18 protein-coding genes are annotated in these 25384 nt (G+C 41.0%); 9 read left to right on the top strand and 9 right to left on the bottom strand.

Annotation, left to right across the window (positions count from 1 at the left end; genetic code table 11):
* Positions 1-19: 19 nt before the first annotated feature.
* The 4 genes from rpsU to ffh form a co-directional block, all read right to left on the bottom strand.
* Positions 20-196, bottom strand: coding sequence for a 30S ribosomal protein S21 (rpsU, locus tag ACE1AT_RS16400; RefSeq protein WP_009455158.1), 177 nt, complete (start codon positions 194-196; stop codon positions 20-22).
* A 205-nt stretch (positions 197-401) separates the two neighbouring features.
* Entirely contained in the window at positions 402-812 is a 411-nt protein-coding gene (locus ACE1AT_RS16395) for a KH domain-containing protein (RefSeq protein ID WP_374870159.1), read from the bottom strand.
* A complete protein-coding gene (gene rpsP / locus ACE1AT_RS16390) occupies positions 793-1053 on the bottom strand; it encodes a 30S ribosomal protein S16 (protein WP_016861838.1) in 261 nt (86 codons plus the stop codon). The genes ACE1AT_RS16395 and rpsP overlap by 20 nt, the downstream gene beginning before the upstream one ends.
* 409 nt (positions 1054-1462) lie before the next feature.
* Positions 1463-2929, bottom strand: coding sequence for a signal recognition particle protein (gene ffh / locus ACE1AT_RS16385; RefSeq protein WP_374870137.1), 1467 nt, complete (start codon positions 2927-2929; stop codon positions 1463-1465).
* 634 nt (positions 2930-3563) lie between these two features.
* Between ffh and ACE1AT_RS16380 the strand changes: the two genes are divergently transcribed.
* A complete protein-coding gene (locus ACE1AT_RS16380; protein WP_374870135.1) occupies positions 3564-4571 on the top strand; it encodes a pentapeptide repeat-containing protein in 1008 nt (335 codons plus the stop codon).
* Positions 4572-4594: 23 nt separating this feature from the next.
* Entirely contained in the window at positions 4595-5236 is a 642-nt protein-coding gene (locus ACE1AT_RS16375) for a Uma2 family endonuclease (protein WP_374870133.1), read from the top strand.
* 50 nt (positions 5237-5286) lie between these two features.
* On the opposite strand, the gene ACE1AT_RS16370 is transcribed toward ACE1AT_RS16375, so the two are convergent.
* Positions 5287-6678: an aminopeptidase P family protein gene (locus ACE1AT_RS16370; RefSeq protein ID WP_374870157.1), complete on the bottom strand. Its 1392-nt coding sequence runs from the start codon at positions 6676-6678 to the stop codon at positions 5287-5289.
* Positions 6679-7520: 842 nt separating this feature from the next.
* Between ACE1AT_RS16370 and ACE1AT_RS16365 the strand changes: the two genes are divergently transcribed.
* From ACE1AT_RS16365 to ACE1AT_RS16350, 4 genes are all read left to right on the top strand, one after another.
* A complete protein-coding gene (locus ACE1AT_RS16365; protein ID WP_374870131.1) occupies positions 7521-9233 on the top strand; it encodes an ABC1 kinase family protein in 1713 nt (570 codons plus the stop codon).
* 194 nt (positions 9234-9427) lie between these two features.
* Positions 9428-9802 (top strand): hypothetical protein, encoded by a 375-nt coding sequence (locus tag ACE1AT_RS16360; RefSeq protein ID WP_374870129.1) that lies wholly within the window; start codon positions 9428-9430, stop codon positions 9800-9802.
* A 243-nt stretch (positions 9803-10045) separates the two neighbouring features.
* Positions 10046-10819 carry an ABC transporter permease gene (locus tag ACE1AT_RS16355; RefSeq protein ID WP_374870127.1) on the top strand — a complete coding sequence of 258 codons (774 nt, stop codon included), beginning with the start codon at positions 10046-10048 and terminating at the stop codon, positions 10817-10819.
* A gap of 38 nt (positions 10820-10857) precedes the next feature.
* A complete protein-coding gene (locus ACE1AT_RS16350) occupies positions 10858-11751 on the top strand; it encodes an ABC transporter ATP-binding protein (RefSeq protein WP_374870125.1) in 894 nt (297 codons plus the stop codon).
* Between the two features lie 66 nt (positions 11752-11817).
* Here ACE1AT_RS16350 and ACE1AT_RS16345 read toward each other — a convergent pair whose 3' ends face one another.
* From ACE1AT_RS16345 to ACE1AT_RS16335, 3 genes are all read right to left on the bottom strand, one after another.
* Positions 11818-14769, bottom strand: coding sequence for a substrate-binding domain-containing protein (locus ACE1AT_RS16345; protein WP_374870123.1), 2952 nt, complete (start codon positions 14767-14769; stop codon positions 11818-11820).
* A gap of 254 nt (positions 14770-15023) precedes the next feature.
* The gene (locus ACE1AT_RS16340; protein WP_374870121.1) at positions 15024-16133 is read right to left on the bottom strand and encodes a precorrin-8X methylmutase; all 1110 of its coding nucleotides are present in this window, start codon (positions 16131-16133) and stop codon (positions 15024-15026) included.
* A 3-nt stretch (positions 16134-16136) separates the two neighbouring features.
* Positions 16137-20624: a caspase family protein gene (locus tag ACE1AT_RS16335; RefSeq protein WP_374870119.1), complete on the bottom strand. Its 4488-nt coding sequence runs from the start codon at positions 20622-20624 to the stop codon at positions 16137-16139.
* 499 nt (positions 20625-21123) lie between these two features.
* Here ACE1AT_RS16335 and ACE1AT_RS16330 point away from each other — a divergent pair, with 499 nt between their 5' ends.
* From ACE1AT_RS16330 to ACE1AT_RS16320, 3 genes are all read left to right on the top strand, one after another.
* Positions 21124-21273 carry a plasmid partition protein ParG gene (locus ACE1AT_RS16330; protein ID WP_374870117.1) on the top strand — a complete coding sequence of 50 codons (150 nt, stop codon included), beginning with the start codon at positions 21124-21126 and terminating at the stop codon, positions 21271-21273.
* Positions 21274-21359: 86 nt separating this feature from the next.
* A complete protein-coding gene (locus tag ACE1AT_RS16325) occupies positions 21360-22271 on the top strand; it encodes a CHAT domain-containing protein (protein WP_374870115.1) in 912 nt (303 codons plus the stop codon).
* Positions 22272-22296: 25 nt separating this feature from the next.
* Positions 22297-23355: a hypothetical protein gene (locus tag ACE1AT_RS16320; RefSeq protein WP_374870113.1), complete on the top strand. Its 1059-nt coding sequence runs from the start codon at positions 22297-22299 to the stop codon at positions 23353-23355.
* Positions 23356-23621: 266 nt separating this feature from the next.
* Here the strand turns inward: ACE1AT_RS16320 and ACE1AT_RS16315 are convergent, their stop codons facing one another.
* A complete protein-coding gene (locus ACE1AT_RS16315; protein WP_374870111.1) occupies positions 23622-25226 on the bottom strand; it encodes an iron uptake porin in 1605 nt (534 codons plus the stop codon).
* Positions 25227-25384: the final 158 nt, after the last annotated feature.

Below are 25384 nucleotides of genomic sequence, written 5' to 3'. Positions count from 1 at the left end.
CTATTGAAAGTATTTGATCTTAGTAACGACTACCTTTACGTGCAGCCTCCTCTTTGCGCTTGCGGCGCAGACTAGGTTTTTCGTATCTTTCTCGGCGCTTGACTTCAGATAAAATACCAGCCTTTTGAATTTTCTTTTTAAAGCGTCTTAGTGCCGAGTCAATCGACTCGTTTTCACCTAAACGGACTTCAGCCACTCTTTAGTTTCACCTCCTTACAGAGATTATCTGAGTCACTTACTCTATAAACAAACCGCAAGTAATATTTAACTGGTTTTTACTGGCGGCAAAGTCTTATCTTGAATCAATGATCGTATTAAGTGAGGGGGTTACTCCTAATAAAGGAGTAAAAAAACACAACCATTTTGTTGATTGTTAACCCCATTTTTTCTCTAGTTAAGACCTAACGGGAACGAGATTTGATTACAGGACGGCTTCCGTTAACGCGTCTTTCTCTTGATTTAGGAGGCAATCGCTCTTCTCCCTCATCTTCAAAAGCAGCGCTCTCTCGACCAACACCATTACTGCCATAGATATCTAAGTATACTGAGTGACCAGCAGCTTCAGCAGCAGCAGCGATGACTGTACGAATTGCCTGGATATTACGTCCTCCGCGACCAAACACTTTACCTTTGTCTGTGCTTTCAAAAGCGATGCGAATCCAAGCTCGCTTACGAGTGTGATACATTTCACAATCGACGCTCAAAGACTCAGGAAATTCTAAAAACGGCTGCATCAAAAAACGTACTAACCCAACGTAGTCAGGACTTACTGTTGGGGATTTTGTGACAAATTTAGGAAGCGGCTTTTGCACTGACCTGTTCAAAGACATTAGCTTTCTGTAGGATGCGACGCACGGTGTCACTTGGTTGAGCACCTTGTTGTAGTCGCTTGACGATGCCGGGAACATCCAGTCGTACTTCATCGGTTCTGGGGTTATAGTATCCCAGTTCTTCTAGAGGACGACCATCGCGGCGAGCAAGGCTGTTAATAGCAATTATGCGATAGCTCGCTTCCCGCTTTTTTCCGTATCGCTTCAAGCGCAGTTTAATCATGATTGAGAGACTTTTCTCCTATTGTTAGCAACGAGTTTGCAGATAATTAATGAGGATTTGGGGCAGGGGGAAAGAGAAATGCTTAAAAGGGATTAATTTTCCCTTTTTTCTTTCTCCTTTACCCGACGCTGGCAAGAGCAGTTTTTGTAAGAGCTTGAATTTGCTCATTACTTTGTGCTAGTTCCTCTTTCTCAAAGAGGATCATAACTTGCAGTGCCGGAATGCTAATTTTAGCACTTGCATAGGCTTAACTGCTATTGGTCAATTGTCCTTTGTCATTTGTCATTTGTTATTTGTCAAAAGCCAATGACCAATAACTATTGACTATTGTACAGACGCGTAGACGCTCGTAAGAGCGGCTTCTCGTAAGAGTATAATCGCGTCTCTACCAATGACCATTGACCAATGACTATAAATTACCAAAGCCTTTCCTTTTTTTGTCCTTTTTGGGCTTCTTTTTGGTACTAGCACCGCCACTATAACCCCGCCATCCAGGAGGAGAAGGACGATTGCCACCAGCAGCTAGGGGATTGCCCATACCGCCACCGCCGCCAAACATTCCCGGCATACCAGGAAAGCTACCTTGACCCATTTGCTGCATGAGAGAACGCATTTTTTGGAAGTCACTTACTAGCTTACTGACATCCGCTTCTTTATAACCACTTCCACCCGCAATTCGTCGTCGCCGACTAGGCGAACTAGATAATAAATCTGGATTTTTGCGTTCTTCTTGGGTCATGGAATTGATCATTGCTTCGCAGCGCTTGAGCTGAGTTTCCCCCTGTTGCAGCTGATCATTGCTAAGTTTGTTCATCCCCGGAATTAATTTCAGGATGCCGCCCAAGGAACCCATGTTTTTCAGCAAGCGCAGTTGCTTGAGAAAATCGGTAAAGTCGAACTTAGCCGACAGAATTTTCTCTTGCATTTTCTCGGCATCAGCCAAGTCAAATTCTTCTTGGGCTTTTTCCACCAAAGTGAGAACATCACCCATACCGAGAATTCGTGAAGCCATGCGCTCAGGATAAAATGGTTGCAAGGCTTCGACTTTCTCACCTACACCAACAAACTTAATTGGCGCTCCTGAGATGCGTCGTACTGATAACGCTGCCCCTCCACGACTATCACCATCCAGCTTGGTAAGAATTGCACCAGTAATACCAATTTGTTCGTGAAAAGTGCGAGTCAGATTAGCTGCTTCTTGACCAGTCATGGCGTCCACAACCAAGAGAGTTTCGTGGGGTTGGACGACTTCTTTGATCTGGGCTAGTTCCGCCATCATATCTGCGTCTATTTGCAGGCGTCCAGCAGTATCAATAATTACAGTATCAATATTTTCTGCTCTGCCCCGCTCTACACCTAAACGAGCAATTTCTACGGGATCAGCATCACTTCCCATTTCAAACACTGGTACGTCAATTTGTTTACCCAGTGTTACCAATTGCTCGATCGCAGCCGGACGATATACGTCTGTTGCTACCATCAAACAAGTACGATCTATTTTGCGGAGGTGTAAAGCCAGTTTAGCGGTAGCAGTGGTTTTACCAGTTCCCTGCAACCCAGCCATTAAAACTATCGTGGGTTGATTTTGTGCTTGTTCTAGGGGTACATTTGTTTCCCCCATAATTTGCACCAATTCATCGTGAACGATTTTGATGAACTGTTGGTCAGGACGCACCCCAGTAATAACCTCGGCTCCCTGCGCCTTCGCTTCGACTTCGTTAATAAACTCTTTAACTACCTGGAGATTGACATCTGCCTCCAACAAGGCGCGGCGGACTTCCCGTAAAGCATCCTGAATATTAGATTGGGAAATTTTGTCCTGTCCCCGCAGTTTTTTCCAAGCAGCTTCTAAACGGTCAGCAAGTGCATCAAACATAGTGACTAAATTTGTTTACAAGTAGTTAGCTAGTGATAATATCTCTATACACACTAAGCATTAAAGGGCTTTAAAGGATTTTAGCGGCTTTTACCTGAGACAGACTCTAGCCGATTCTAAATTACTAAACCAGAAATTCTGGTAAAGTTTGAAGTTACTATTTACCAGCTTAGTGGTTTTGCTCTGCGAGTGTTGCCCTCAGAGAGTTCCGATTTTAGTGAAAATTAGACTAAGCAAGCTAAATAAAATAACATAATCGCATAGAAACAAATTAAAATTTCCTTATTGACATCTGGCAGTTTTCCGAAAAAAGTGGTAAAAATTACTACTAGCTATCCTGGGTCAGCACCTACCAGTTTATTCTTAATTCATTTTGTAATTGCCGAGCCAAGAGGCTTGTCATACATATTTTTGAGTTGAGTAATAAATTCTGTCAAAAATTTTTCTAGTTTTAATATTTAATTGGGACACAGAGTCTTTATTTTTTGTTTTATAAAAAAATACTAGTAAATCTAAACTAGCTTGAGTTTAGTGGGTTTTGACTTGTCCCATAAAAAATACTTGTTTTTTTACTCATAGTTACCTTTGAGGTTAATTTGAGTTGATTTTTATTAAAGCAATGGAGTGTTAAGGCATGACTTATCAAGAATTTGATGTGAACAAGAATATACTTGAAAAATTTTTAAATAAAGAAATGATAGATCAAGATTTAAATATAAGCTTAATTCTTGCTAATTTAACCAATGCTGAATTAGTAGGTGTTAACTTTAGTAGTGTTTACCTAAATGGTGCTAACCTCAGTGGTGCTAACCTCAGTGGTGCCAACCTCAGTCACGCTAACCTCAGCGATGCTAATCTTTGCGGTACAAAGCTGGCGATCGCTCAGTTAGTAAGTGCTAATCTCAGTAGCGTTAAACTCATAGGTGCTGATCTGAGCAATGCGAATCTACAACATGCTAATCTTAGCGCTGCCAACTTGAGCAATGCTCAATTAGTAGGCGTAAATTTCAGCAGTGCTAACCTGAGTGATGCTCGGTTCACAAATGCAAATCTGACTAATGCTAATCTCAGTGGTGTGTACCTGTGGAATGGCAATCTGAACCATGCTCAATTAGTGGATACAGACTTGAGTAATGCTTATATGAACAGCGCAAAATTGAATCACGCCAATCTTAGCTGTGCTGTTCTGAAAAATGCTCAATTGAGTAGCGCCAAAATGAGAAACGCCAACTTGAAGAACGCCAATCTACATGGTACACAACTAGTGGGTGCCAGATTAGATCATGCTAATTTAGAAGGCGCTAATTTGGAAGATGCAAATTTAGAAGGTGCTGACTTAAATGGAGCTAATTTAAGTGGTGCAAACTTAAAATCTGTCAAAATCAACCAAGCAACAAAATTAGATTATAAATGGCGTTTAATTTGGGAAATTTTAAATCATCAAAATAAGCCCACAGATTTAAGAAATGCCGATTTCGAGGATGCAAATCTTCAAGGTGCTGACTTGAGAAATACTGATTTGAGTAATGTGAAATTCACGCGAGCCAAAGTTGATCATGCTCTGTTTGGTTATAATCAGGGGCTTTCTGTGGAAATGAAGCTAGAGTTAAAACTAAGAGGAGCAGTGTTTGAAGATGAATAAAAGACGAGAGTAATCATAATGCCATGACTAGCAATACTCTGATCCCGCCAGAAGAAATTATCCACTTGTCAGGTATCAGTTGGCAAACATACGAAGCACTATTAAATGAACTCAGTGCTAGTCGTCGCCTACGACTTACCTATAATTATGGCAACCTTGAAATTATGGTTCCCTCGCCTGAGCATGAGCGTTATAAAAAAGTTATTGGTAGATTTGTCGAAACTCTAGCTGAAGAATTAGCAGTTAGGATAGAACCTCTTGGTTCTACAACCTTTAAACGACCTAATTTGACTGGTGCTGAACCAGACGAAAGTTTTTACATTCTCAATCTCAACGCTGTAAAAGGTAAAAATAGAATTGACTTGCAGCAAGATCCACCACCAGATTTAGTAGTGGAGATTGATATCACCAGTGGTTCTCAAGAGCGTTTGCAAATCTATGCCAGTATGGGTGTACTAGAAGTTTGGCTATATGATGGTAATTCTTTTAGCATCAATATCTTACAAAAGCACAAATATGTGGTAGTTAAGGAAAGTTTAGCATTTCCCAATTTGCCAATTCAGGAAATTTCTCGCTTTTTAGAACAGGTCGGACAGAAAGATTATTTGGATTTGATTAAGGAGTTCCGTTACTGGGTGAGAAGTCAAGTTCAGAAAGATGATTAGTGGTTGGATAAGTTTGTAGTGAGCGGTTCTAGCCCTCAAATATTCAAGCACTAAGCGTGCTTACTACAAACTAATTCCTCTACTCCACTAGCATCAGTTGGCAAAGCCTCCGTTAGTACTTCCCTGCCATTTTTTGTAACTAAAATATCATTTTCAATGCGGATACCACGTACATCAGCAAACTGAGATAAACGCTCCCAGTTAACAGTGTATTGGTATGTAGAACGTACTTCTTGATTATTGATAATCGCTGGGACTTGATAAAACCCAGGTTCAATTGTTACTAACATACCTGCTTGTAAAGGACGATTTAAACGTAGATAACTTAAACCAAAGCGATCGCTTCTTTCTCGTCCTGGTTCATATCCCGCTAAATCTCCTAAGTCTTCCATATCATGGACATCCAAACCCAGCAAATGACCAATACCGTGAGGAAAAAATAAAGAATGAGCATTCCTTTCTACCAGATTTTCGGCATCTCCTCGCAAAATGCCTAAATCTACCAAACCCTGAGCGATCGCAGTACATCCTAACAGATGAATATCTCGATACTCTACACCAGGATACACCTCGGCAATACAAGCATCATGAGCCGCCAAAACAATATCATATATATCCCTTTGGGTAGATGAAAATTTACCACTCACAGGCCAAGTACGGGTAACATCACTTGCCCAACCCATTTCTGTTTCAGCACCAACATCAGCAAGCAATAAATCACCTGGTTGTAGGGAGTGGTGATACTGCTCGTTATGCAAAACTTCACCGTGAACAGTCACAATACTCTGGTAAGCAGTAGTCATATTCTGGGCAATAATGACTTTTTCCATCGCTGCACGTACTTCTGCTTCGATTTTGGCACTCGGTGTTGCTGCCATACCTGCTTTATGTGCCTCAACGGTGACAGCAGCAGCTTTTCGTAATTCGGCTAGCGCTTGTTGATCGTGCGTCAGGCGTAACTCGATAATTGCTTGGGCTAACTCTAAATCAATGCCTTGCAGTTGATGTCGTGGTAGAATCCATCTATTCAAGAGTTGTGACTGTTGTGTCCAACTAGCTGGATCTTGGACAGGAATTGTCGCTACTCCTTCTAAATATGACTCTAATTCTGCCATGGGATAGGCAGCATCTGCCCCGATTTGAGTAGCGATTTCTTCTCGATTGGGCATTTTGCCATGCCATAGAGCGCTACTAGGTGCGGGATCATCAATGAATAGTTCCAGCTTACCTGCTTCGAGGCGAATAGCAGCATTCGCAAGCGGTAATCCTGCAAAGTAAAGGAAATGACTGCTAGCTCGGAAAGGAAAGACATTGGCTGGATAATTGCGGGGAATATTGCTTCCTGACCAGAGAATTACTGGAAAATCAATCCGAGTAGCGAGTTTTTGTCTGCGTTGGCGTAGAGTCTCAATCAGGGAATTGCAGGTGTGATGGATGGACATGACAAGGTAAAGATGGGGATAGGGGATCAGGGATTCTGACAAGTGCAGGTTTTTAATAAAGCAATTAGTGATGAGTGTAAAACTAACAGAATAATAATTGTTTTAGAGGGGATCTAGGACTAGCCCTTTCAAGGTGTAAGTTAAAGTGATGTATTTTTCTTGGTGTCTTTGTGTCTTTGTGGTAAAAAAAGGACTTTTGAACCACCAAGACACGAAGACACGAAGGTAAAATTGTTATTGTTTTCAATTCGTAATCTTTCTAAATAAAACTTTAAATATATGATTTAGCTCAGTAAATCAATTGTGATGGTCGTACCTAAGATCAAAGCGATCGCTCGTAGTTTTAAAATGCTGAAATTCTCATCAAACAGCTAGTCAGATTAATTTGAGAGCAATAAGTTTAACTTTGATCCCTTAACCTCCTAAATTCAGGGATCAGGAAATATCAATTTATTTTATCTTTCTCACGCATAAGTGCAAGTACTCACTCTTTTGTTAGTAAGTGTAAAATTATACTCAAATTTTTGATAAGTATTTTAATCTCAAAGTAAGCAAATTCAAGCTTTTTTCTGATGATGACAGACTCAACTACACGATAAAATTAATACTGTATAGATTATTGAGATGACTAACATCAAAAATTTATCTCTTTAGCAATAAGTATATATACTTTTATGTAGTAATATAAAATAAAAGATAACAAAGTAACTTTTAGTAAAGCTTGACTAAATTCTACAAAGCTACAGAGAAATAGTCAGGTAAGTATTTGTTGAGCTGGAAGGAAACCACATCCGGTTAACAGAAAGTAAATTCTTATTTTAGATGAAGAGGTAAATAAGGGAGTGAGCCTGCAAACCCCTAAACAAAATAATCGACGCTACGATCCTGATGAGATCGCAAAGTTTTACCGCTATCGTCCTTGGCTAGCCTGGAGACGGGCGCTCAGGATTATTTGGTCTTTTGCCATATTTATCTTGAGTTTGAAGTGGGATGAGTGGCAAAATCAAATTGAGCAAAACAAACTCAAACGAGCTACTCAACTACGTGAGTTACTAACACGTTTGGGGCCAACTTTTATTAAAGTCGGTCAAGCCTTATCAACACGACCGGATTTAATACGTAAAGATTTCCTAGAAGAACTGGTGAAACTGCAAGATCAGTTACCAGCCTTCGATAATGCGATCGCCTACCGACTAATTGAAACCGAACTAGGTCGTTCCGTCGAGGAAATCTACAGCGAACTATCACCTAACCCTGTTGCTGCTGCTAGCTTGGGTCAAGTTTATCGGGGTCGTTTACACAGTGGCGAAGAAGTAGCAGTAAAAGTACAACGTCCAAATCTCCGCCCAGTTATTACCCTCGATCTTTATTTGATGCGATGGGCTGCGGGTTGGCTAGCCCCTTGGCTACCTCTAAATCTTGGTCACGATCTCAGTTTGATTGTGGATGAGTTCGGAACCAAATTATTTGAGGAAATAGATTACCTCAATGAAGGTCGCAACGCCGAGAAATTTGCTACTAACTTCCGCAATGATCCATATGTTAAAGTCCCAGCTATTTATTGGCGCTATACTTCCACACGGGTTTTAACTTTAGAGTGGCTCAATGGATTTAAGCTCACCGACACTAAAAAAGTCAAGGAAGCTGGTTTAGATCCGGAGGCGATCATCGAAATTGGCGTGACTTCAGGTCTACAACAGCTATTAGAATATGGTTTCTTTCATGCTGACCCCCACCCTGGAAATTTATTTGCCATGCCTGATGGCAGAATGGGTTACATTGACTTTGGGATGATGGATCAGCTAGATGAAACTACTAAAGAAAGTTTAGTAGATGCACTGGTACATCTAGTTAACAAAGATTACAACGACTTAGCCGTAGACTTTGTCAAACTGGGATTTTTAACACCAGATACAGATATTTGTCCGATTGTACCTGCCCTAGAAGCAACATTAGGCGATGCAATTAACAAAAACGTCGGGGATTTCAACTTCAAAACCATCACCGATCAATTCTCGCAACTGATGTATGATTATCCTTTCCGAGTTCCCGCCAAGTTTGCTTTAATCATTCGTTCGTTGGTGACTCAAGAAGGTATTGCTCTGAGCCTCAACCCCAACTTTAAAATTGTGGAAGTAGCTTATCCCTACGTAGCAAGACGTTTGTTGACAGGCGAATCTCCACAATTGCGCCGACGGTTATTAGAAGTGCTATTCAAAGATGGTAAATTCCAATGGCAACGCTTAGAGAATTTGATTGCGATCGCTCGTAATGATCATAATTTTGATGTTTTACCTACAGCCAAACTCGGATTAGAATATCTCCTATCTGATGAAGGCAAATATCTCTGGCGACAGTTGGTATTAGCTCTGACTGAGGATGATCGTTTGCATACCGAAGAAGTTCAACGTTTGTGGAACTTAGTCAAAGATGATTTAAAACCAAATCGATTGTTCGATGTCGCAATCGGAGTTTTGACAGACTTATCCAAACAGAGAGTTGCAGCAATATTACCTTCAGTAACTGCGATCGCCAATTTTGGTATGAAGCCCTAAAACCTTGATACAGTAAGCCTGGAACTAAAATTTCAGGCGAATAAATGAACTCGGTTTCAAGGTAATTCAAGAATGATTATTACGCTTGATGATAAGATAATTTTCGCTGCGAAAAATTTGTAGAGGCGTTGCAATGCAACGTCTCTACACATCGGAAAACCATTTTTCAAAATTCATACCAATCAGGAGTTTTCATGTACTACTACCCTTCACATCCGCCATATTTACTATTAATTTTTGGCTTGTTTGCTGCATTAACCTCTGGTTTAGCATTAGCCGGAACACTAAAGCTAATTGTTAACAAATGGCGGAGTGACGGAGCAGAAAAATCCAATTCTCAGTTGTCGATTAAACAATTATCTGTGCCATTTTTGGGAATAACTGGCGGTGTCGTATTATTTATGTGTTCTGGTTTTGAAATATTTGGTTTTCCACCTTTGCTTGCTTATGCAGTCGGTGTACCAGTAACTATTTTGACTGCGCTTTTAGTTTGGTTGCAGTTGGGAAGTATGATGTCTTTTGTACAACGGCAAGGAATGCAATCTCTTGATTTAGATACTTTAAAGTAAATCTAATTCATTTTTGGATTATTCACTTTCTTGCTCTGATATAAAAGAAACCCGATCGCACGGAAGCGATCGGGCTTTTTATTAATGTACAGCTTTACGCCCTTTCTACGCAACATTACTTAACATTTGTGCTAACTTTAAGGTATCTTCTTGAAAAAGCGTTATCTTTGGCTGACCAGAGCAAGATTACTTAGTCCTATTACTCACAATACTTACACTTAAGATTGTAAATAAATTAACAAAATGAAATTATGGTGTGAAGCGATCGCTGTAACTCAGCGTATTTTAATTGAATTATTACGGCGAAGACGTAGCCTGATTTTTTGGATTATTTTCCCTATTTCTATTCTGCTGATCAACGGATTTGTGTTAGCAGAAAGTATGAAGCTATCAACAGAACAAGGTTTTGAATACGCTGCACCTTCAACTTTAGTGGGAGCAGCACTATTTTTTAGCTGTTTGGGTGGTAGTGTCGCCACTGTCGTCTCAGAAAGAGAACAGCAAACACTCAAACGCTTATTTATTTCACCTTTGAGTGGAACATCCTATTTTGTGGGAATTTTTCTAGCTCATAGTTGTATTGGTTTTGGGCAAACATTAATTATTTATACTATTGCTGCTTTTTGGGGTGCTACGTTCAAGGGTTCCGTCTTTTTGGGTGCAATTATTATATTTATGAGTATTGTGGCTTATGTTGGTTTAGGCTTTATTTTGGGTACTCAATTAGCGCGTCGTACTGAAGATGTAAACTCCCTGGTAGCTGCTTTTGGTGTCCCTTTGTTGATTTTGGGCGGAGCTTTTTTCCCAATTCGCTTTTTACCGAAAGCATTACTTGATCTCACCAAAATCAACCCTATTTATCACATGAATCAAGCTCTTTTAGCAGTATCAACACAGGGGAACAACATAGAAGATATTGCGTCTCATTTCCAGTTCTTATCAGGGTTTACTTTGATCATGATTTTGGGTGGATGGTTTTCTTACCGCAGAATGGTAATGCTAGAAAGAAGACTTTAAATTAGCTTTATTTCTTGCAACCTACTTAATTATTAAATATGCTTCATATAGAAAAGCTCAATAAGTCTTTTAAAAACAGGCAAGTTCTTCAAGATTTAACATTGTATGTTGCTCCTGGAGAAATTTATGGTTTACTAGGTGCAAATGGAGCAGGAAAAACTACTACAATTAATATTATCTGTAATTTATTAAAAGCGGATAGCGGTGTAGTCAAAGTTAATCATCAGTTCGTTTCAGAAGCAACTAAAAAACTCATTGGTATTGCTCCCCAAGAGAATTTATTATACAGGGGTCTTTCTTGTGAAGAAAACATCAAATTTTTTGCAAAAATTTATGGTTTAGACAGAACGCAAAGGCAAAAACAAATTAAAGCCACTTTAAAAGCTGTAAATTTATTAGATAGAGCTAAAAGTCCGGTAGAAACCCTCAGTGGCGGAATGCAGCGACGCTTAAATATCGCTGTGGCTCTGGTACATCAGCCAAAGTTAGTGATTTTAGATGAACCAACTACAGGTTTAGATATTGAAGCCCGATATGAGATTTGGGAATTAATTAGACAATTAAAAAATCAAGGAATTACTATTTTATTAACTACTCATTTATTAGATGAAGCAGAGCGTCTGTGTAATAAAATTGGTATTTTAAAAAATGGACAGATTTTAGCTGAAGGTAGTCTAGAACAATTACGTACCTGTATTCCAGCTACAGAAATTCTAGTAGTACAAACTCCAGAAGAAGAAAAAATGATCGCACGAGCTATTACATGTGGTTTTACACCCCGGCGTTATGGTAGCGATTTAGCATTTTGGTTGCCGGAGCATTTAGAGTTAAAGGATATTATCGCGCATTTTGATGGTATTAATATTGACTCTATCTCACGCCAACCAATTAGATTGGAACATATTTATCTAGAATTGACACAAAAATTTTAGAGGACACGGGGAACACGGAAGAATTTTCTCCCTTGTCCCCCTTGTCCTCCTTGTCTCCCTTGTTCCCTATTCTTCGGGATTCTCCTGGGAAAAGTGCATACGAATGGTTTTAGCTTGCTGACCATTAGCATTTGTTGCAGTCATAACATAGTCAATTAAGCTGTCTGTAAAGGGAATACGCAGGTGGAAAGTACCATCTGGTTTCAGTTTGATAGCATGACCAGCAACAGCAACACTTGAACCCGGTTCAGTAGCTCCGTGAATAATTAACTCTGCATCAGCAATAAACCAGAAATCTTTTTCTGGGCGACTAAAAACACGAGCAGGTGCGGAACGTGCAAGTGATAACCAGTTATTATTTGCTGTGGTATAACCAATTTCAGCCATGTAATTGCGATCGCCTGTAGGGATAGCTACATAGCGATCTTCTGTAGTCTCTTCACATTCGTATTGCTGCACCAGCACAGGATTTTGATAACTCAGGTCAATGTCAGTGGCGTCATATAGCCGTAGTGTAAATTGAGAACCACCTTGCGATCGCAGTGCTTGTTTGGCTTCATCAGATACTTGCCAAGAAACGTAAGCCCATTTCGGAGTACGTGATGTGAGGACAATAATATTTTCTGACTCTACATTTTCGGGTGTGGTCGGTGCTGTGGTTACTGGGGTAGCGTTGTCCACAGTATGAGTTTGTGGTGAGTCAGGATTTTGGTTTTGATTGTTGCTAATGCCATAAATAGTAGCCCAAGAACCAATTCCTGCAACTGTCGATGGAACTTGTTCTGTGGGATGAGAGTTAATTGCAGAGGGATCTGGTGTTGGGGTAGTTTGGGTTATTTCTTCTGTGACATTAACGCTTGCTTCGGCTGTATCTGCTACTTTATCTAATAAATCCTCGGATACTTCTGGTTGTTGTGGAGTAGTTTCTACCTCTGAGTCAACAGTACTATCTTTTGGAATAGATGTATTTTCCCAAACATCAGGTAAATGAGGAAGTTCAGTATTAATAACTATTGATGGCGTTTGCAAATCTAAAGGTTGTTGATTTGTGTCAGGCTGTTGAGGAACAGTTGGTGTTTCGTGCGTGGATGTAACATCTGTGACATCTGGCAACTCTAATTCCGGCTGCTGAGGAACAGTTTGTGTTTCATGTGTAGATGTAACATCTGTGATCTCAGATAGTGATGGTAATGGTGTTTGTATGATGGTTGCATCTTCCCAAACATCTGGTAAGGGAGAATAAATATTTACCGATGGTGCTTGTGTCGGTGCTTTTACTTCAATGACATCACCATTGGATAGCATTTGCTCTGTGACATCTGAGTGTTGAGCAGATAGTATCTGAGTATTATCCTGTACTAATGTTGGTTGTGGATCAGATGAAATCTGAGTATTTGGCGACACTTGGGGATAGGAAGAATTGACAACCGTCACAGGCGCTTCTAAGTCTAATCCCGAATTATCAGCCGCAGGTACTTGTACAGAAGAAGATGAATGATTGATGTCTCTAACTGCTGTTGGCGCATCTTGATCACTAGCAACATCCTGATCTTTGGCAGTGATTTCTGCATTTTTCTCAGACCATTTCGATACTAATGTGCTTCCTGCTCCAATTGCAGTAGCACCAGCAATGCTAGCAGCAACAGTAGGAGTTAAATGCTTGGCTGTATTTTGCTCAGATGGGATGCTACTTGCTTCTTGTGTCACATCACTAGGTGTTGTTTGAGTCACAGGGTTGACATTTGTCGTCTGTGATAACATCGTGGTGGCATCTGAAGAAGAAGCAGGGGGACTAGAGTCGATTGTCACGTCTGCTGTCTGTACTTTGGCATCTGCAACGGCTGGGCGTCTTCTTCGTAAAAACCACAGTATAAACCCGGTACTAGCTCCAAGTATGAGTGCCAAAAATGACCACAACAAAAGTTGTTGTTCTGGGTTTGTTTGATTGCTCTGGACAGGAGAAGTTAACGTAGAACTATTTGTAGTATCTGCTTGAGCTGTGGTGATATTGTTTTCAACTGTTGTTGGTGAGACGCTAGCAGCAGATGTAGTATCTGTGCTAGGTGGAGTCGTGGCGCTAGTGGTTGTAGTTGCTGTTTGGGAATCAGCAGATACTATAGCTGCGATCGCGTCTGCTTCGATTTTTCTGGCTGCTTCTACTGCATCTTCTCCTGGTGCATTGGTCACGAAACCAAGAAAAGAAGCGACATTGAGACTGGGATTTTTCTTGTAGACGTATACTAAAGGCTGTGAAAAAGGATATTTAGAATTGCTCGGTAAAGTTCGATCTACCTTGAGCGATCGCACACCTTCAAGTTTCGATACCTGATTAGCCAAAACATAGCCAATACCGTCTTTACCCAACTGTTTGACAACTTCGACTGTACTATCCTCGTTTAGCTGAGTTGCAGTTGTACCAGTTGTAAATTTGGCTTTCTCGAAGGCTGGGTAACTGCGAAAAGATTCACGGACATCACTATTAGCTGGACGGTCAATAACCCGGATTTTACCCTTAGCTCCTCCGACTTCTGACCAATCTGTAATTTCTCCGCGAAAAATTTTCGCAAATTCCTGGTTAGTCAGATTTCCTTTGAAAGGATTATCTTCACCAACTATGATCGCAATCTTTTCTCGACGTAGGCGGAACTGTTCTAAACCTTGGCTTTTTTCTTCTGGCGTTAAACCACGACTAATCGCTGCGATATCTATTGTTCCTGCTTGCAAAGATTGCAGCGCCGCATCTACACCATTAGCAGCAACTTCCACCTTCACACCAGGAAACTGATTTTCAAACCGTGTTTTCATGGTTTGATTAATCATGTTCATGCTATTTGAACCATCAATCCGCACAGTAGTACCACTTGGTACTTCTTTGAGTAGCGGAAAAGACGGAACATTGGTAGATTGCGCCAGTGCAAAGTCTGACACCACAATAGAAACTGCCATGGGCGTTGTTGTTAGCATTAGCAACAACGCCAAACTGACTATTGAGTTATCTTTTTTTTCTTTTTGCCACATATGCCCTCTGGTCAACAAGTTAGAGGAAATTAGGTAGAGTAAACGACAAAAAAGTCGGTTTTAATCACATGTTGTTTAACATAATTTTTGGATAGTATTTTAGTTGAGATATTCTCCTATAAAAATAAATTTTTACTGCAATAATTTATAACTGGCATGTTAAAACAGATTCTTGGCTAAAAAGTATACTTTGTCAACTTTATGCCAAAATCCTCCTACACCCCTATACCCCTACACTCTACACCCCTAAACCCTCAATGACTCAGATAACAATGACAATCAGGCTTCTCAATCACTGACTCAACCAAAGCATTGAGTGCAGTAGCTGCTAACAAACCACCTCCGACAGTTCCTTCCACCACAATCCAAGCAGCATTTGTTTGCATCAGTTGTCGTTTAGCGGCGGGTGCATGGCTAAAGCCAATCGGCATACCAATGACTAATGCTGGTTGAATTTGCTGTTGTGCGATCGCTTGGCAGATTGATAATAAGACTGAAGGTGCATAACCTACCACTAAAATGCAATCTTTTGTTACTTGTTTTAATTTATCTCGCCATTGTTGATGTTGCCAAAAAGCTTGCTCTGCTTCAGCAGCCGTAGTTACGTGAGGATTGTCAATCAAAGTTTCCAGACGACATCCCAAATGAGCTAGTCGCGTTTGATCAACAGCTGCTGCAACCGTAGGAATATCTGCAATCACTTCACATCCAAACTTCAGAGCTTCCCGACTTTTGGCGATCGCTCCCTGACTCAATTTGAGAAACGAGACTAAACTCACATCTCCGCAAGCTAAGACTAATTGAGAAATCAAGTGTTGTTCGATCTCAGAACATGCTGATAAATCTGGTAATAAGTGTTGTAAAGATTCGTGAAAATCTTCTGGGTGAGCATGAATTTGAGCATCTAAACCGCTCCAGAGTTTTTCTAACTCCCCTAATCCGACTTTTGTTTCTACTTCGATTAACTTGAGTTGGGCTAGAACTTCAGCTTGGATAATTTGACAATCGCGATCGCGTCCCAACAAACCCTCTAATGCAGATGCAGTTTGTCGCAGTTGGGAAATTTGCTGCATCACAGTTCGATATTGCTGTTGTAGTTGCAGCATCAAATTTACATCTGTATTGCTTGGTGGTTCGACTTCCAGAATTTGGCGAATATGATTCAGTTGAAAACCTTGTTGTTTTAATGCCATAATTCGCTGTAATCGAATGACATCTGTATTTGTGTAAAGACGATAATTGCTGCGCGATCGCATGGGTTGGGGTAATAATCCTAACTGATGGTAATGTCGTACCATCCGGGGCGTGATCCCACCCCCCACCGCCTCAGTGAGTTCTTTGATCGTCAAACCATTAGCTTTCATACGCTAATTATTACAAAGATGGCGATCGCTAGGATGATTTTTCAGATAATCATCTAGGCGATCGCAAGCCTGCTTCATCAACTGATCAAAAGAGGAAATCTGCCACAAATCAACAGTATGATCGTCTCCTGCGGTAGCTAAAAACTTGCCATCAGGACTAAAATCAAGACTCCGAATGATCAACCCATGATGCCCTGTCCACATAGCAAACTGCTGTTGAATCTGCAAATCCCACAATTCTACATTACCTTTACTGTCACCACTCACAAGCATCTTGCCATCACGACTGAACGCTACTGAATTTACTTCCGCCCCATATACCTGAAATATTTTTTCATTGTCGTTGCCCTTGTCCTGCAAATCCCATAAACGGATCGTACCATCCTGACCACTGCTAGCTAGTTGCTTACTATTTAGGCTGAACGCTACGCTAAAGACAGGGCCTAAATGACCAGGAAAATCACGCAACTTTTGACCCTGCAAATTCCACAGGCGAACAATACCATTATCTCCGGCACTGGCCAACATCTGACCATCGGGACTAAATGCTACTTGCCAGACACGGTTTTGATCTGCTTTCCACTGTCCCAATGATTGACCCTGCAAGTTCCACAAGCGAACCGTTCCATCATCTGCGCTACTAACTAATAGCTTACCATCCGGACTAAAACTAACACTTCTGACCAAACCTTGATGCCCTGTGAATTTTTGCAACTGCTGACCCTCTATACTCCACAAATAGACAGTGCGGTCTTCAGCACTAGCCAACATCTGAGCATCCGGACTAAAACTGACACTTCTGACTGGGCCTTGATGCTCTATGGATTTTTGCAACTGCTGACCCTGCAAATTCCACAAGCGAACAGTACCGTCATCTCCTCCACTTGCCAGTAGTTTACCATCTCGGCTAAAACTGACACTCCTGACCGGGCCTTGATGTCCTTGCAATTCTGGATAATCCTGCAAATTCCAGATGCGGACTGTACCGTCATCTCCTGCACTTGTTAGCTGACCATCCTTGCTCAAACTGACGCTTCTAACCGGGCCTTGATGTCCTTCCAGTTTCTCCAACTGCTGACCTTGCAAATTCCATAAACGCACAGTACCATCACCTGCGGCGCTAGCCACTCGCTGACCATCCGAGCTAAATTCCACACCCCAGATTCTACCTTGATGCCCTTCCAATTGACTCAACTGCTGACCTTGCAAATTCCATAAACGCACAGTGTTGTCTTCTCCGCCAGTCGCCAGTAGCTGGCCATCGGGGCTAAACACGATACTGTTGAACTCACGTTGATGTCCTGCAAATTGCCTTAACTGCTTACCTTGTAAATTCCATAAACGCACAGTACCGTCATCTCCGGTGCTAACCAATAATTTGCCATCTGGGCTGAATACCACACTCCAGACATCATCTTTATGACCTCGAAAAGGTTGACCAATTGGGTTTCCCTGCAAGTCCCATAAACGCACAGTACCGTCCTGTCCGGCGGTAGCGAGAAGCTCACTATTTGCGCTAAAACTAAGGTTGTGAACAATGCCTTGATTTGTATTCCACGAGCCTTTGTTTTCACCCTGCAAATTCCACAAGCTGACAGTACCGTCCTCTGCTACGGTAGCTAAAAGTTGACCATCCGGACTAAAATCAAGGTTTTTGACAGTGCGTTGATTTGTCTTCCAAAAGCCTTTGTTTTGCCCGTGTAAATCCCACAGGTAAACAGTATTGTCTTCTCCAGCACTAGCTATTAACTTACCATCTGGACTAAAACGGCTTCTGACCGTGCCTTGATGTCCTTCGAGGCGATTGCTTTCTTTAACTGTGTAAACTGCCCTTTGCAGTGTTCCTCTGACTTGCTCGCGTAGCTCAGATTTTGGTGGAAATAACCACAAAAGTGGTTGTTTGAGAGAATTTCCTGCCCGTAGACTCTCAATCATCCCATCTAATACTTGCTTCTGCAACTTTATTTCTGCATTTTCTCTGGAAGTACTAGTTTGACCTATCTGTGCATTTCTTTGATTAATCAAAGTTGTGGTAGTCAAACCGCTTAAACCCAAAATTACCCCAATCGCAACGCTCCAACGCAGATGAATGTTTCTTTGTTTTTGTCTAAAGCTTTGCTGTACAAATTCAGCTTCTAATTGATTAAACCAGTTATCGGGTGAGTTGAGTTTTTCATGCAGTACTTCCAGATAGGGATTCGCATTCCAAAGAAACTGTTGTGGTTGATCACGCGATCGCTCTTGATTATCTGGTGTTTGTCGCTGCGATCGCACAAATTGATGATTTATTTTGTTAAACAAGTTTTCGATCAAGTAAAAGCTGCGATCAAGCCAATTTAAAACAGGTTCAATCTTGGCGATCGCCTTTGATGGTTGTTCGTTGCTTTTAATATTTTTCCACTCTTGTGCTGCTGGAGTCAGCCGTCGCAGCAAAATTATATTTTCTTCTGCATCTTGTTTCCACATCCCCAGTTTTTGCCATTCCTGCACTAAAGCATCATGAGCAGGTTCAACATAGGGTTGTCCTTCTACATCTTGTCCTTGTACAAGTAGGCGCGCTACCGAAAATCGCCTAATTACCTCCATCACCCTGGCGTTTTCTGGTTCTGGATACTCCAATTCCGATAATGGTACTCGTCTGCGCGCCAATTCACCACCCACCGCTACCATTCGCAACATCACATAACGGATAGTCTGCTCATAAGCTTTATCCTGTTTGACTAACTCCTCATATTCACTGTCGGCTCTTTGGGTGAGACTTTCTCTCACTCCACCCAGTTCTTGATAATCTGTTTCAGTGATGGCTCGGTCAATAGTTTCACCTCGTTGTTGAGCAATTCTCTGCCGTTTGAGATATTTAAGATAAAGCTCACTCAGTGTAAAAGATAACAGAGGCAGCGCACCGGGCATATTTGCTACTTCATCAATCAGGCGATCGATCAAAGGATAATTAGGATCGTCCGATTGAAAGTACATCACTTTGGCAGATGCTGGTTCTTCTATTGCTTGACGCAATTCTGTCCGTGTCATTGGTGGCACAATAAATCGAGCCGCTGTCCAATGTTGCTTGAATGCGGTATCTCTAAATTGAGATTCAAAATCCAAGCGTAGCGTCAGTATTAATCGCAATTGCTGGGAATAATTTTTTACTGCTTTTGCCAGAAATTTGAGAAATAATTCTCGCTCTTGTTCCTCTTTGCACATGGTAATCAGTTCTTCAAATTGATCAATTACCAGTAACAATTTTGACTGAGGATTTAACTCCATCCAAGTTGCCAATTTGGCGGAAAGAGTTTCTACTTTATCAAAGGTAGGCAGGCTGGTAATCGAAGAGATCAAAGAATTTTCTGATGTTAATGTATTATTTAAAGCTTTTAATGGAGACTCACCCGGACGCATTGGCGCTAGAATACGCCACTGTTGGTGAGTAGTGTCTAACTTTTTTATGTAAGCAATTAATCCCGCCTTCACCAAGCTGGATTTTCCCGTACCAGAAGCCCCTAAAACTATGGTCAACGGTTGCTGACAAATGTGTGTAAATAACTGTTCGGTTAATACTTGTCTGCCAAAAAACAAATTACTGTGTTCTTCGTTAAAAGATTCTAAACCGCGATAGGGATTTTGAGATTCATCCAAAGGCGGTGCGGGTGGTAAATTGAGTGGATGTCCTGGTGCAAGAAAAATATACTCGCCTTTGTCATGTTTTTTCAAAGGCCAAATACCGGGGGTTTGGCGTCGGCGATTTTCTTGGGTTGGTGGTTCAATGCGATCGCGCAAATACAAGTATAATTCAGTAGCAGTTATTACCCCGTCTCCCGCAGATATACCCTGTTTTGCTGGAGGATATATATCTGCTCCACCTTCTAACGCTTCTAATAAAGCCACAGCAAAGGGCGAATGGTTGCCAATTTGACCACGTTCTGTATTCAAATTAAAAGCATCTAAGGCTTTTTGGTCATAAGCAGCACTAGTTATTATCTGCCAAGCTGGGTCAGTAATAAAACGATCATAACGTTCTTTGTGAATGACTTCTGGCGCAGCTAATAAATCCCTTGTACTCGACCAACGAAATGCACCAGCAAAGCAGCAATCGAGAATTCCCAAGAAATGACGACAGGGTAAATTACTCAAGCACTCCTGCAAATAAGTCATTAGTAGATAGGTTTTGGGATCTCCGAGTTTGGCATCTTGGGGAATTAAATAACCTTCTGGCCCATCATCACCATTAAGGGCAATTCCATGACCAGCAAAATAAAATAACAAGCGGTCATCTGGTTGAACTTGTTGTGGTAAAGTTTTTTCGAGGAAATTTTTGAGATTGTTAAGGGTGGCTACCTCATCTAAGCATACCCATACTTGATAACCATGCTTTGTCCGCAGAATTTCTATCAGTTTTTTGGCATCATTGACCGCATTTTGCAAGGATGAAATGCCATTACCATATTTGTTAATCCCGATGACAAAAGCCATATTGCGCGAGAACTCAGACATAGCACCCTGGCTCCTTTGTTGTCTACACAAAGTGTTCAGTAAGTCAAGTTCAATCTATTTTGATGGTTTGCTTACTTAATTAAATGGGTGAAACCACACGCAACTTATGCATTTAAAATTCTATGCAGCTTCACAAAGAATTGGTATTACAGTATTTGAAGCAGAAAGCCCATGAGGGGAAGTTGCTACAGGCTGCGCGAAACACGCAAACGTGAAGGTGGAAGTTGCTGCAAAGAAGAATAATCGCCTGTTTTCAGAAGTGCATTGTTTGATTTTTGTAAGCGATCGCCCCAAATGAGCATAATGTACAAACCAAAGACCTCTCCAGAAATGAGATATCAACTCTGACTATATAAGGCTTTTATATTGTTTTTTGGAGATGTCTATTAGACCAAAAGAATTTGCTTCTTCAAGAGCATTTTTCCGAAATCGCCATTTTTACTTTTGTAGGTTTATCCATGTTGGAATCAAGCACACGAATACCTAAGCAAATAAAGAAATGCACATTAGCGTTACGGATGACTTGAAGAAGCGGTTCCATGCCACCTGTGTCATGCGGGGTAAGAAGATGAGCCAAGTAGTAATTGAGCTAATCGAGCAATGGCTCGAAAGCAATGAGGTTCCCCAAGCTGGTGAGATAAAGAGGTAAGAGGTTAGTACCAAATTGGATGTTCTTATTACTGGAAAAACTATTTGAATGAGAATCTGCTCAACTATGTAACTGGAGTTTAGTCAGTGGTACAAACAATCTTAATCTTGGCAGCAAATCCTAAAGGCACAACACCGTTGCGTTTGGATGAGGAAGTGCGTGAAATTGATGCTGGATTGCAGCGAGCTAAACAGCGCGAGCAGTTTGCCTTAGAACAGAAGTGGGCAGTCCAACCGAGGGATATCCAGCGAGCAATGCTGGATATCAATCCACAAATTATTCATTTTTCTGGGCATGGAACGGGAGATGAGGGTCTGGTATTTGAAGATGAAACAGGTTCGGCAAAGTTAGTCAATGGAGAAGCTCTAGCGGAACTGTTTGATTTGTTTGCTGATCAGATTGAGTGTATTGTCCTTAACGGTTGTTACTCTCAGGTGCAGGCAGATGCGATCGCTCAACACATTAACTATGTGATTGGTATGAGCAAAGCAATCGGAGATAGAGCAGCCATTGAATTTGCCGTGGGCTTTTACGATGCTCTAGGAGCAGGAAAGCCTGTTGAATTTGCCTATAAATTTGGTTGTGCTGCAATTCGGTTAGCAGGTATTCCAGAGCAACTAACCCCAACGTTAAAGAAGAAGCTTTCTAATGGATTTAAAGACCAGCTTTCAGTCCCCAATAAACCAGTATCTTCTCCAGATGTGGGACTAAACGAGTCTAATAGAGAAATACTTGCAAAACTCTTAACACGTAGTGGACGTGCAGAATACTCTGCTCGAAAAGCACTTTGTATAAAAATTGGAATTGAACCAAATCAACTTGGATTTTTAAGGCAACTTACCGATGATGACTTTGCCTTAGAGCTAATTAGCTATTTGCATAGTATAGATGACATACAAGCACTTTGTAAAATCTGTAAGGAACTAGAGATTGTCTTTAAAAGAGGTAAGTACTCGACTGATATAGAAAATATTAAATCAAAACTAAATTGTAAATAATATAAAAGCTTAGGTTTAAATCTTTATGTCTTTAAATTACTTAGAATTAACAGATGTAGAAAGACTAGCAAATTTATTGCTTCGTAGCGAACAGTCAAAAGCACGACAAGCACTATGTATAAGAATTGGAATCGAGTCTTCTCGACTTAGCTTTATCAGAGATTCTTCGGATTCGGACTTTGTTATACAGCTAATTGAGTATTTAGATAGAATAGGCAACAAAGAATCTCTTTGTAAACTTTGTTGTGAAGAACTATTCCCTATTTTTTGTAAATCAGAAATAGATGCATCTATTTTAAGACAAATTGCAGCCAGACTCGATTGTAATCAGAATTTGATACACAATTTAAATAATAATACGGAAAAGAAGACAACTCAGACTGAAAAGATTGTCAAGCCTAAAATTAAATTACTTGTTGGTCAAGCATCTTTTTTACTTATTTCGGCTCTGTCTTTAAGTGCTATTTACAGTTATTTATGGTTCCCTGATATATGGTTATCGGCAAAAACTCAAGTCAAAGTCAATGCTGGAAGCGATCCTTGGCTTGCTGGTATGCCCCCAAATTCTAAGGCTAGTTTCTGTCCTAACCCAAGACCAGGAGACTCTCCTAGCATAGCTCCGGAAAATTCTCCTACTGAAGTTAAAGAAATACCTATTAAACCTAGTAGTCATCTTACGTTTAAAGTTCTAGAAGGTAAAACTAAAGTCTTTAATGAACAAGATTATTTTGGACCAGAAGGTGACATTAAAGACCTAAGAACTCATCGAGTAAAGGAAGAAAACGGTATTTCTGATATCCAAGCTCCTATAAATTCTCTTGTAGGTGTATTCTTGGGCAGAGAGGAGCCAAACAAAGATTCAGCACCAAACACCTTATTTTTTGGTGAAGAAGCTAAGCAGAATTATTTAAAACTTTATCCTCAACTTAAGCAAGTATTCTTTATCGGTGATGGAATAAATAACATGGGTATACGACAAAGAGTGATTGTGCCGTTAGGAGCCACACGCCTTTATCTTGGAATCATGGATGGTTGCAATTGGAGAGACACTGACGGCTATTTGGATGTAGAAGTGCTTATTTGAGGACTAAAGTCCTCACTACAAACCTTTAATTATTTACGCTGTTCTACTTAGCTTATTTATAAATGGGTGAAACCAAACGCAACTTATGCAGTTTTATGGAAGGGATTAATTTTTAGAGGTCAAATTAGCGATCGCATGACTTCTGAACAGAGATAAACCGAGGAGTGCGATCGCAAGCTATAAAGATCGAAAATAAGAGCGAAAAGTTAACAGCAACTTTGCCTGAATCCGCGTCACTTTAGTGCGCGGAGTGGCTCAACCTAGATTTAAAAATCGAAGGTTGTGCGAATTAAACCTACATATTGTGTATCATTATTATTGTTATTTTCCGGGTTAAGAATCATCCAAAAACCGGGAGTAACTGATATATTGTCGTTGAGTTGCCAGCGATAAAATGCCTCAATGTGGTAAGCGTTCTCGCTCTCTTTACGGATATCACTGCTGGATACATGCGGTGGCACACCAATAAGAATTCCCGGTAGATTGCCTTTACCCCCAACATCAGGAAAAGACGCACCAATTGCCCCAAACCAAGCATTGGCATGATCACCATTGTTGACGGAAAGTGAATCTGTTCCACCCCTGCCATTAGAAATAGCACTGACACCAGAACTTTCAGCATTTGCCCAAATATATCCGCCCCAAGCATGAATCTGAAAGTGTGGCGAAAAGCGGTAATATCCTTGCGTACCTACTATATTACTAGAAGTAGCAATGTTATCTCCAAAAGGAGAAATAGCCAAGTTACTACCTGCTCCACCAGTAAGATTGACTCTACCACCAGGCCCATAGCCGTGGGAGTAAGCAACACCTACTGCTCCTTGCTTACCGTAATATACCAAGTGAGCTAAGGTGTTGTAGCCGCCATCAAATAAGCCGTTGTTTGAAGATGGGAAATTAGGGTTATCTGCCAAATAGCCCAGAGTCAGCATGAGGTCGTCACTAAGCTTCCAATTCACAGCCGCACCACCACCGCCTCGTCGGAACAGAGGACTGTATGATCCAAAAAGTGAGGGAACCCCGTTGCCGTCATCAGCGATAGTGGCAGGAGTTACGGTGTCTGTGATGTCGGTATAGCCAATGCCTGTAGGCCCAACGATAAAAGCAAGGGAATCACTGACCGGAAAGTAGTAACGGATGTGGGGAATACTGAGATCATTGTTGCTATCGGTATCAAAATTTAGCCGTGTCATTCCGGTTCCTGTCACCGACGCAATCTGACTATTACCATTAGAATCCAAAAAATTGCCGAATTCTAGACGGACTCGCAATAAATCTTTGCCTGTAAAACTGCTCTCCAAATTGAGACGACCTCGATCTGCAAAGTAGGTTTGAGAGCGATCGCGATCATCACCCACACTATTACCAAAAGAATCACTCACGGCAGTAATTATTTGAGCATTCAGCTTGGTAGTCGTGGAAAACTGCTGCGCCTCTAGTGTGGCTGTACGCGCCTCTAGCACATCTACCCGCCCGCGTATAGTAGCCAGTTCTGTAACAAACTCTGTCTGTAATTTTTGCAACACAGCCAAGTCTTCCCTATTAACTAGCTCATTAGTACCTGTTGCAATTAACTCACTAATCCGGTTCATGCAGGCATTTAAACCAGCCGCAAATTCATAACGGCTCAAGGCACGGTTGCCGCGATAAGTTGCATCGGGATAACCTGCAATACAGGCGTAGCGTTCGACCAGAGTTTGTAGTGATTGAAAAGCCCAATCGGTTGGTTTGACATCAGAAAGCTGAGAAACAGAAGTAACCTGTCCCTGTAAGCTGCTATTAGTATCTGCTGCAAGAGAATGATCTTTTAAAAGTGTTGCCCAGACTAATGGACATACTAATAATAAGAAAGCAAAATTTTTTACCAACATCTACAAAATCCTCCTATACCCCCACACCTTTTTTCTATTAACTCAAAACCTTAACTGAACCATAAATCTGGAAAAAGAAAATTTCTTGGTGTCTTTGTGTCTTTGTGGTGAAAAAATAATTTTTAAACACCAAGACACTAAGACACAAAGAGAGGACA

Origin of the sequence: Pelatocladus sp. BLCC-F211 (assembly GCF_041928655.1) — a bacterium.
Taxonomy (GTDB): Bacteria; Cyanobacteriota; Cyanobacteriia; order Cyanobacteriales; family Nostocaceae; genus Pelatocladus.
Note: the sequence above shows the minus strand (reverse complement) of the source record. Positions and strands in the feature narration are given on the sequence as shown.

What these genes read in the sequence shown, in the direction of transcription:
- rpsP (WP_016861838.1), bottom strand. Translation starts at nt 1,053, where the DNA reads ATGATTAAACTGCGCTTGAAGCGATACGGAAAAAAGCGGGAAGCGAGC.
- ffh (WP_374870137.1), bottom strand. Translation starts at nt 2,929, where the DNA reads ATGTTTGATGCACTTGCTGACCGTTTAGAAGCTGCTTGGAAAAAACTG.
- ACE1AT_RS16380 (WP_374870135.1), top strand. Translation starts at nt 3,564, where the DNA reads ATGACTTATCAAGAATTTGATGTGAACAAGAATATACTTGAAAAATTT.
- ACE1AT_RS16375 (WP_374870133.1), top strand. Translation starts at nt 4,595, where the DNA reads ATGACTAGCAATACTCTGATCCCGCCAGAAGAAATTATCCACTTGTCA.
- ACE1AT_RS16370 (WP_374870157.1), bottom strand. Translation starts at nt 6,678, where the DNA reads ATGTCCATCCATCACACCTGCAATTCCCTGATTGAGACTCTACGCCAA.
- ACE1AT_RS16360 (WP_374870129.1), top strand. Translation starts at nt 9,428, where the DNA reads ATGTACTACTACCCTTCACATCCGCCATATTTACTATTAATTTTTGGC.
- ACE1AT_RS16355 (WP_374870127.1), top strand. Translation starts at nt 10,046, where the DNA reads ATGAAATTATGGTGTGAAGCGATCGCTGTAACTCAGCGTATTTTAATT.
- ACE1AT_RS16350 (WP_374870125.1), top strand. Translation starts at nt 10,858, where the DNA reads ATGCTTCATATAGAAAAGCTCAATAAGTCTTTTAAAAACAGGCAAGTT.
- ACE1AT_RS16345 (WP_374870123.1), bottom strand. Translation starts at nt 14,769, where the DNA reads ATGTGGCAAAAAGAAAAAAAAGATAACTCAATAGTCAGTTTGGCGTTG.
- ACE1AT_RS16340 (WP_374870121.1), bottom strand. Translation starts at nt 16,133, where the DNA reads ATGAAAGCTAATGGTTTGACGATCAAAGAACTCACTGAGGCGGTGGGG.
- ACE1AT_RS16335 (WP_374870119.1), bottom strand. Translation starts at nt 20,624, where the DNA reads ATGTCTGAGTTCTCGCGCAATATGGCTTTTGTCATCGGGATTAACAAA.
- ACE1AT_RS16330 (WP_374870117.1), top strand. Translation starts at nt 21,124, where the DNA reads ATGCACATTAGCGTTACGGATGACTTGAAGAAGCGGTTCCATGCCACC.
- ACE1AT_RS16320 (WP_374870113.1), top strand. Translation starts at nt 22,297, where the DNA reads ATGTCTTTAAATTACTTAGAATTAACAGATGTAGAAAGACTAGCAAAT.
- ACE1AT_RS16315 (WP_374870111.1), bottom strand. Translation starts at nt 25,226, where the DNA reads ATGTTGGTAAAAAATTTTGCTTTCTTATTATTAGTATGTCCATTAGTC.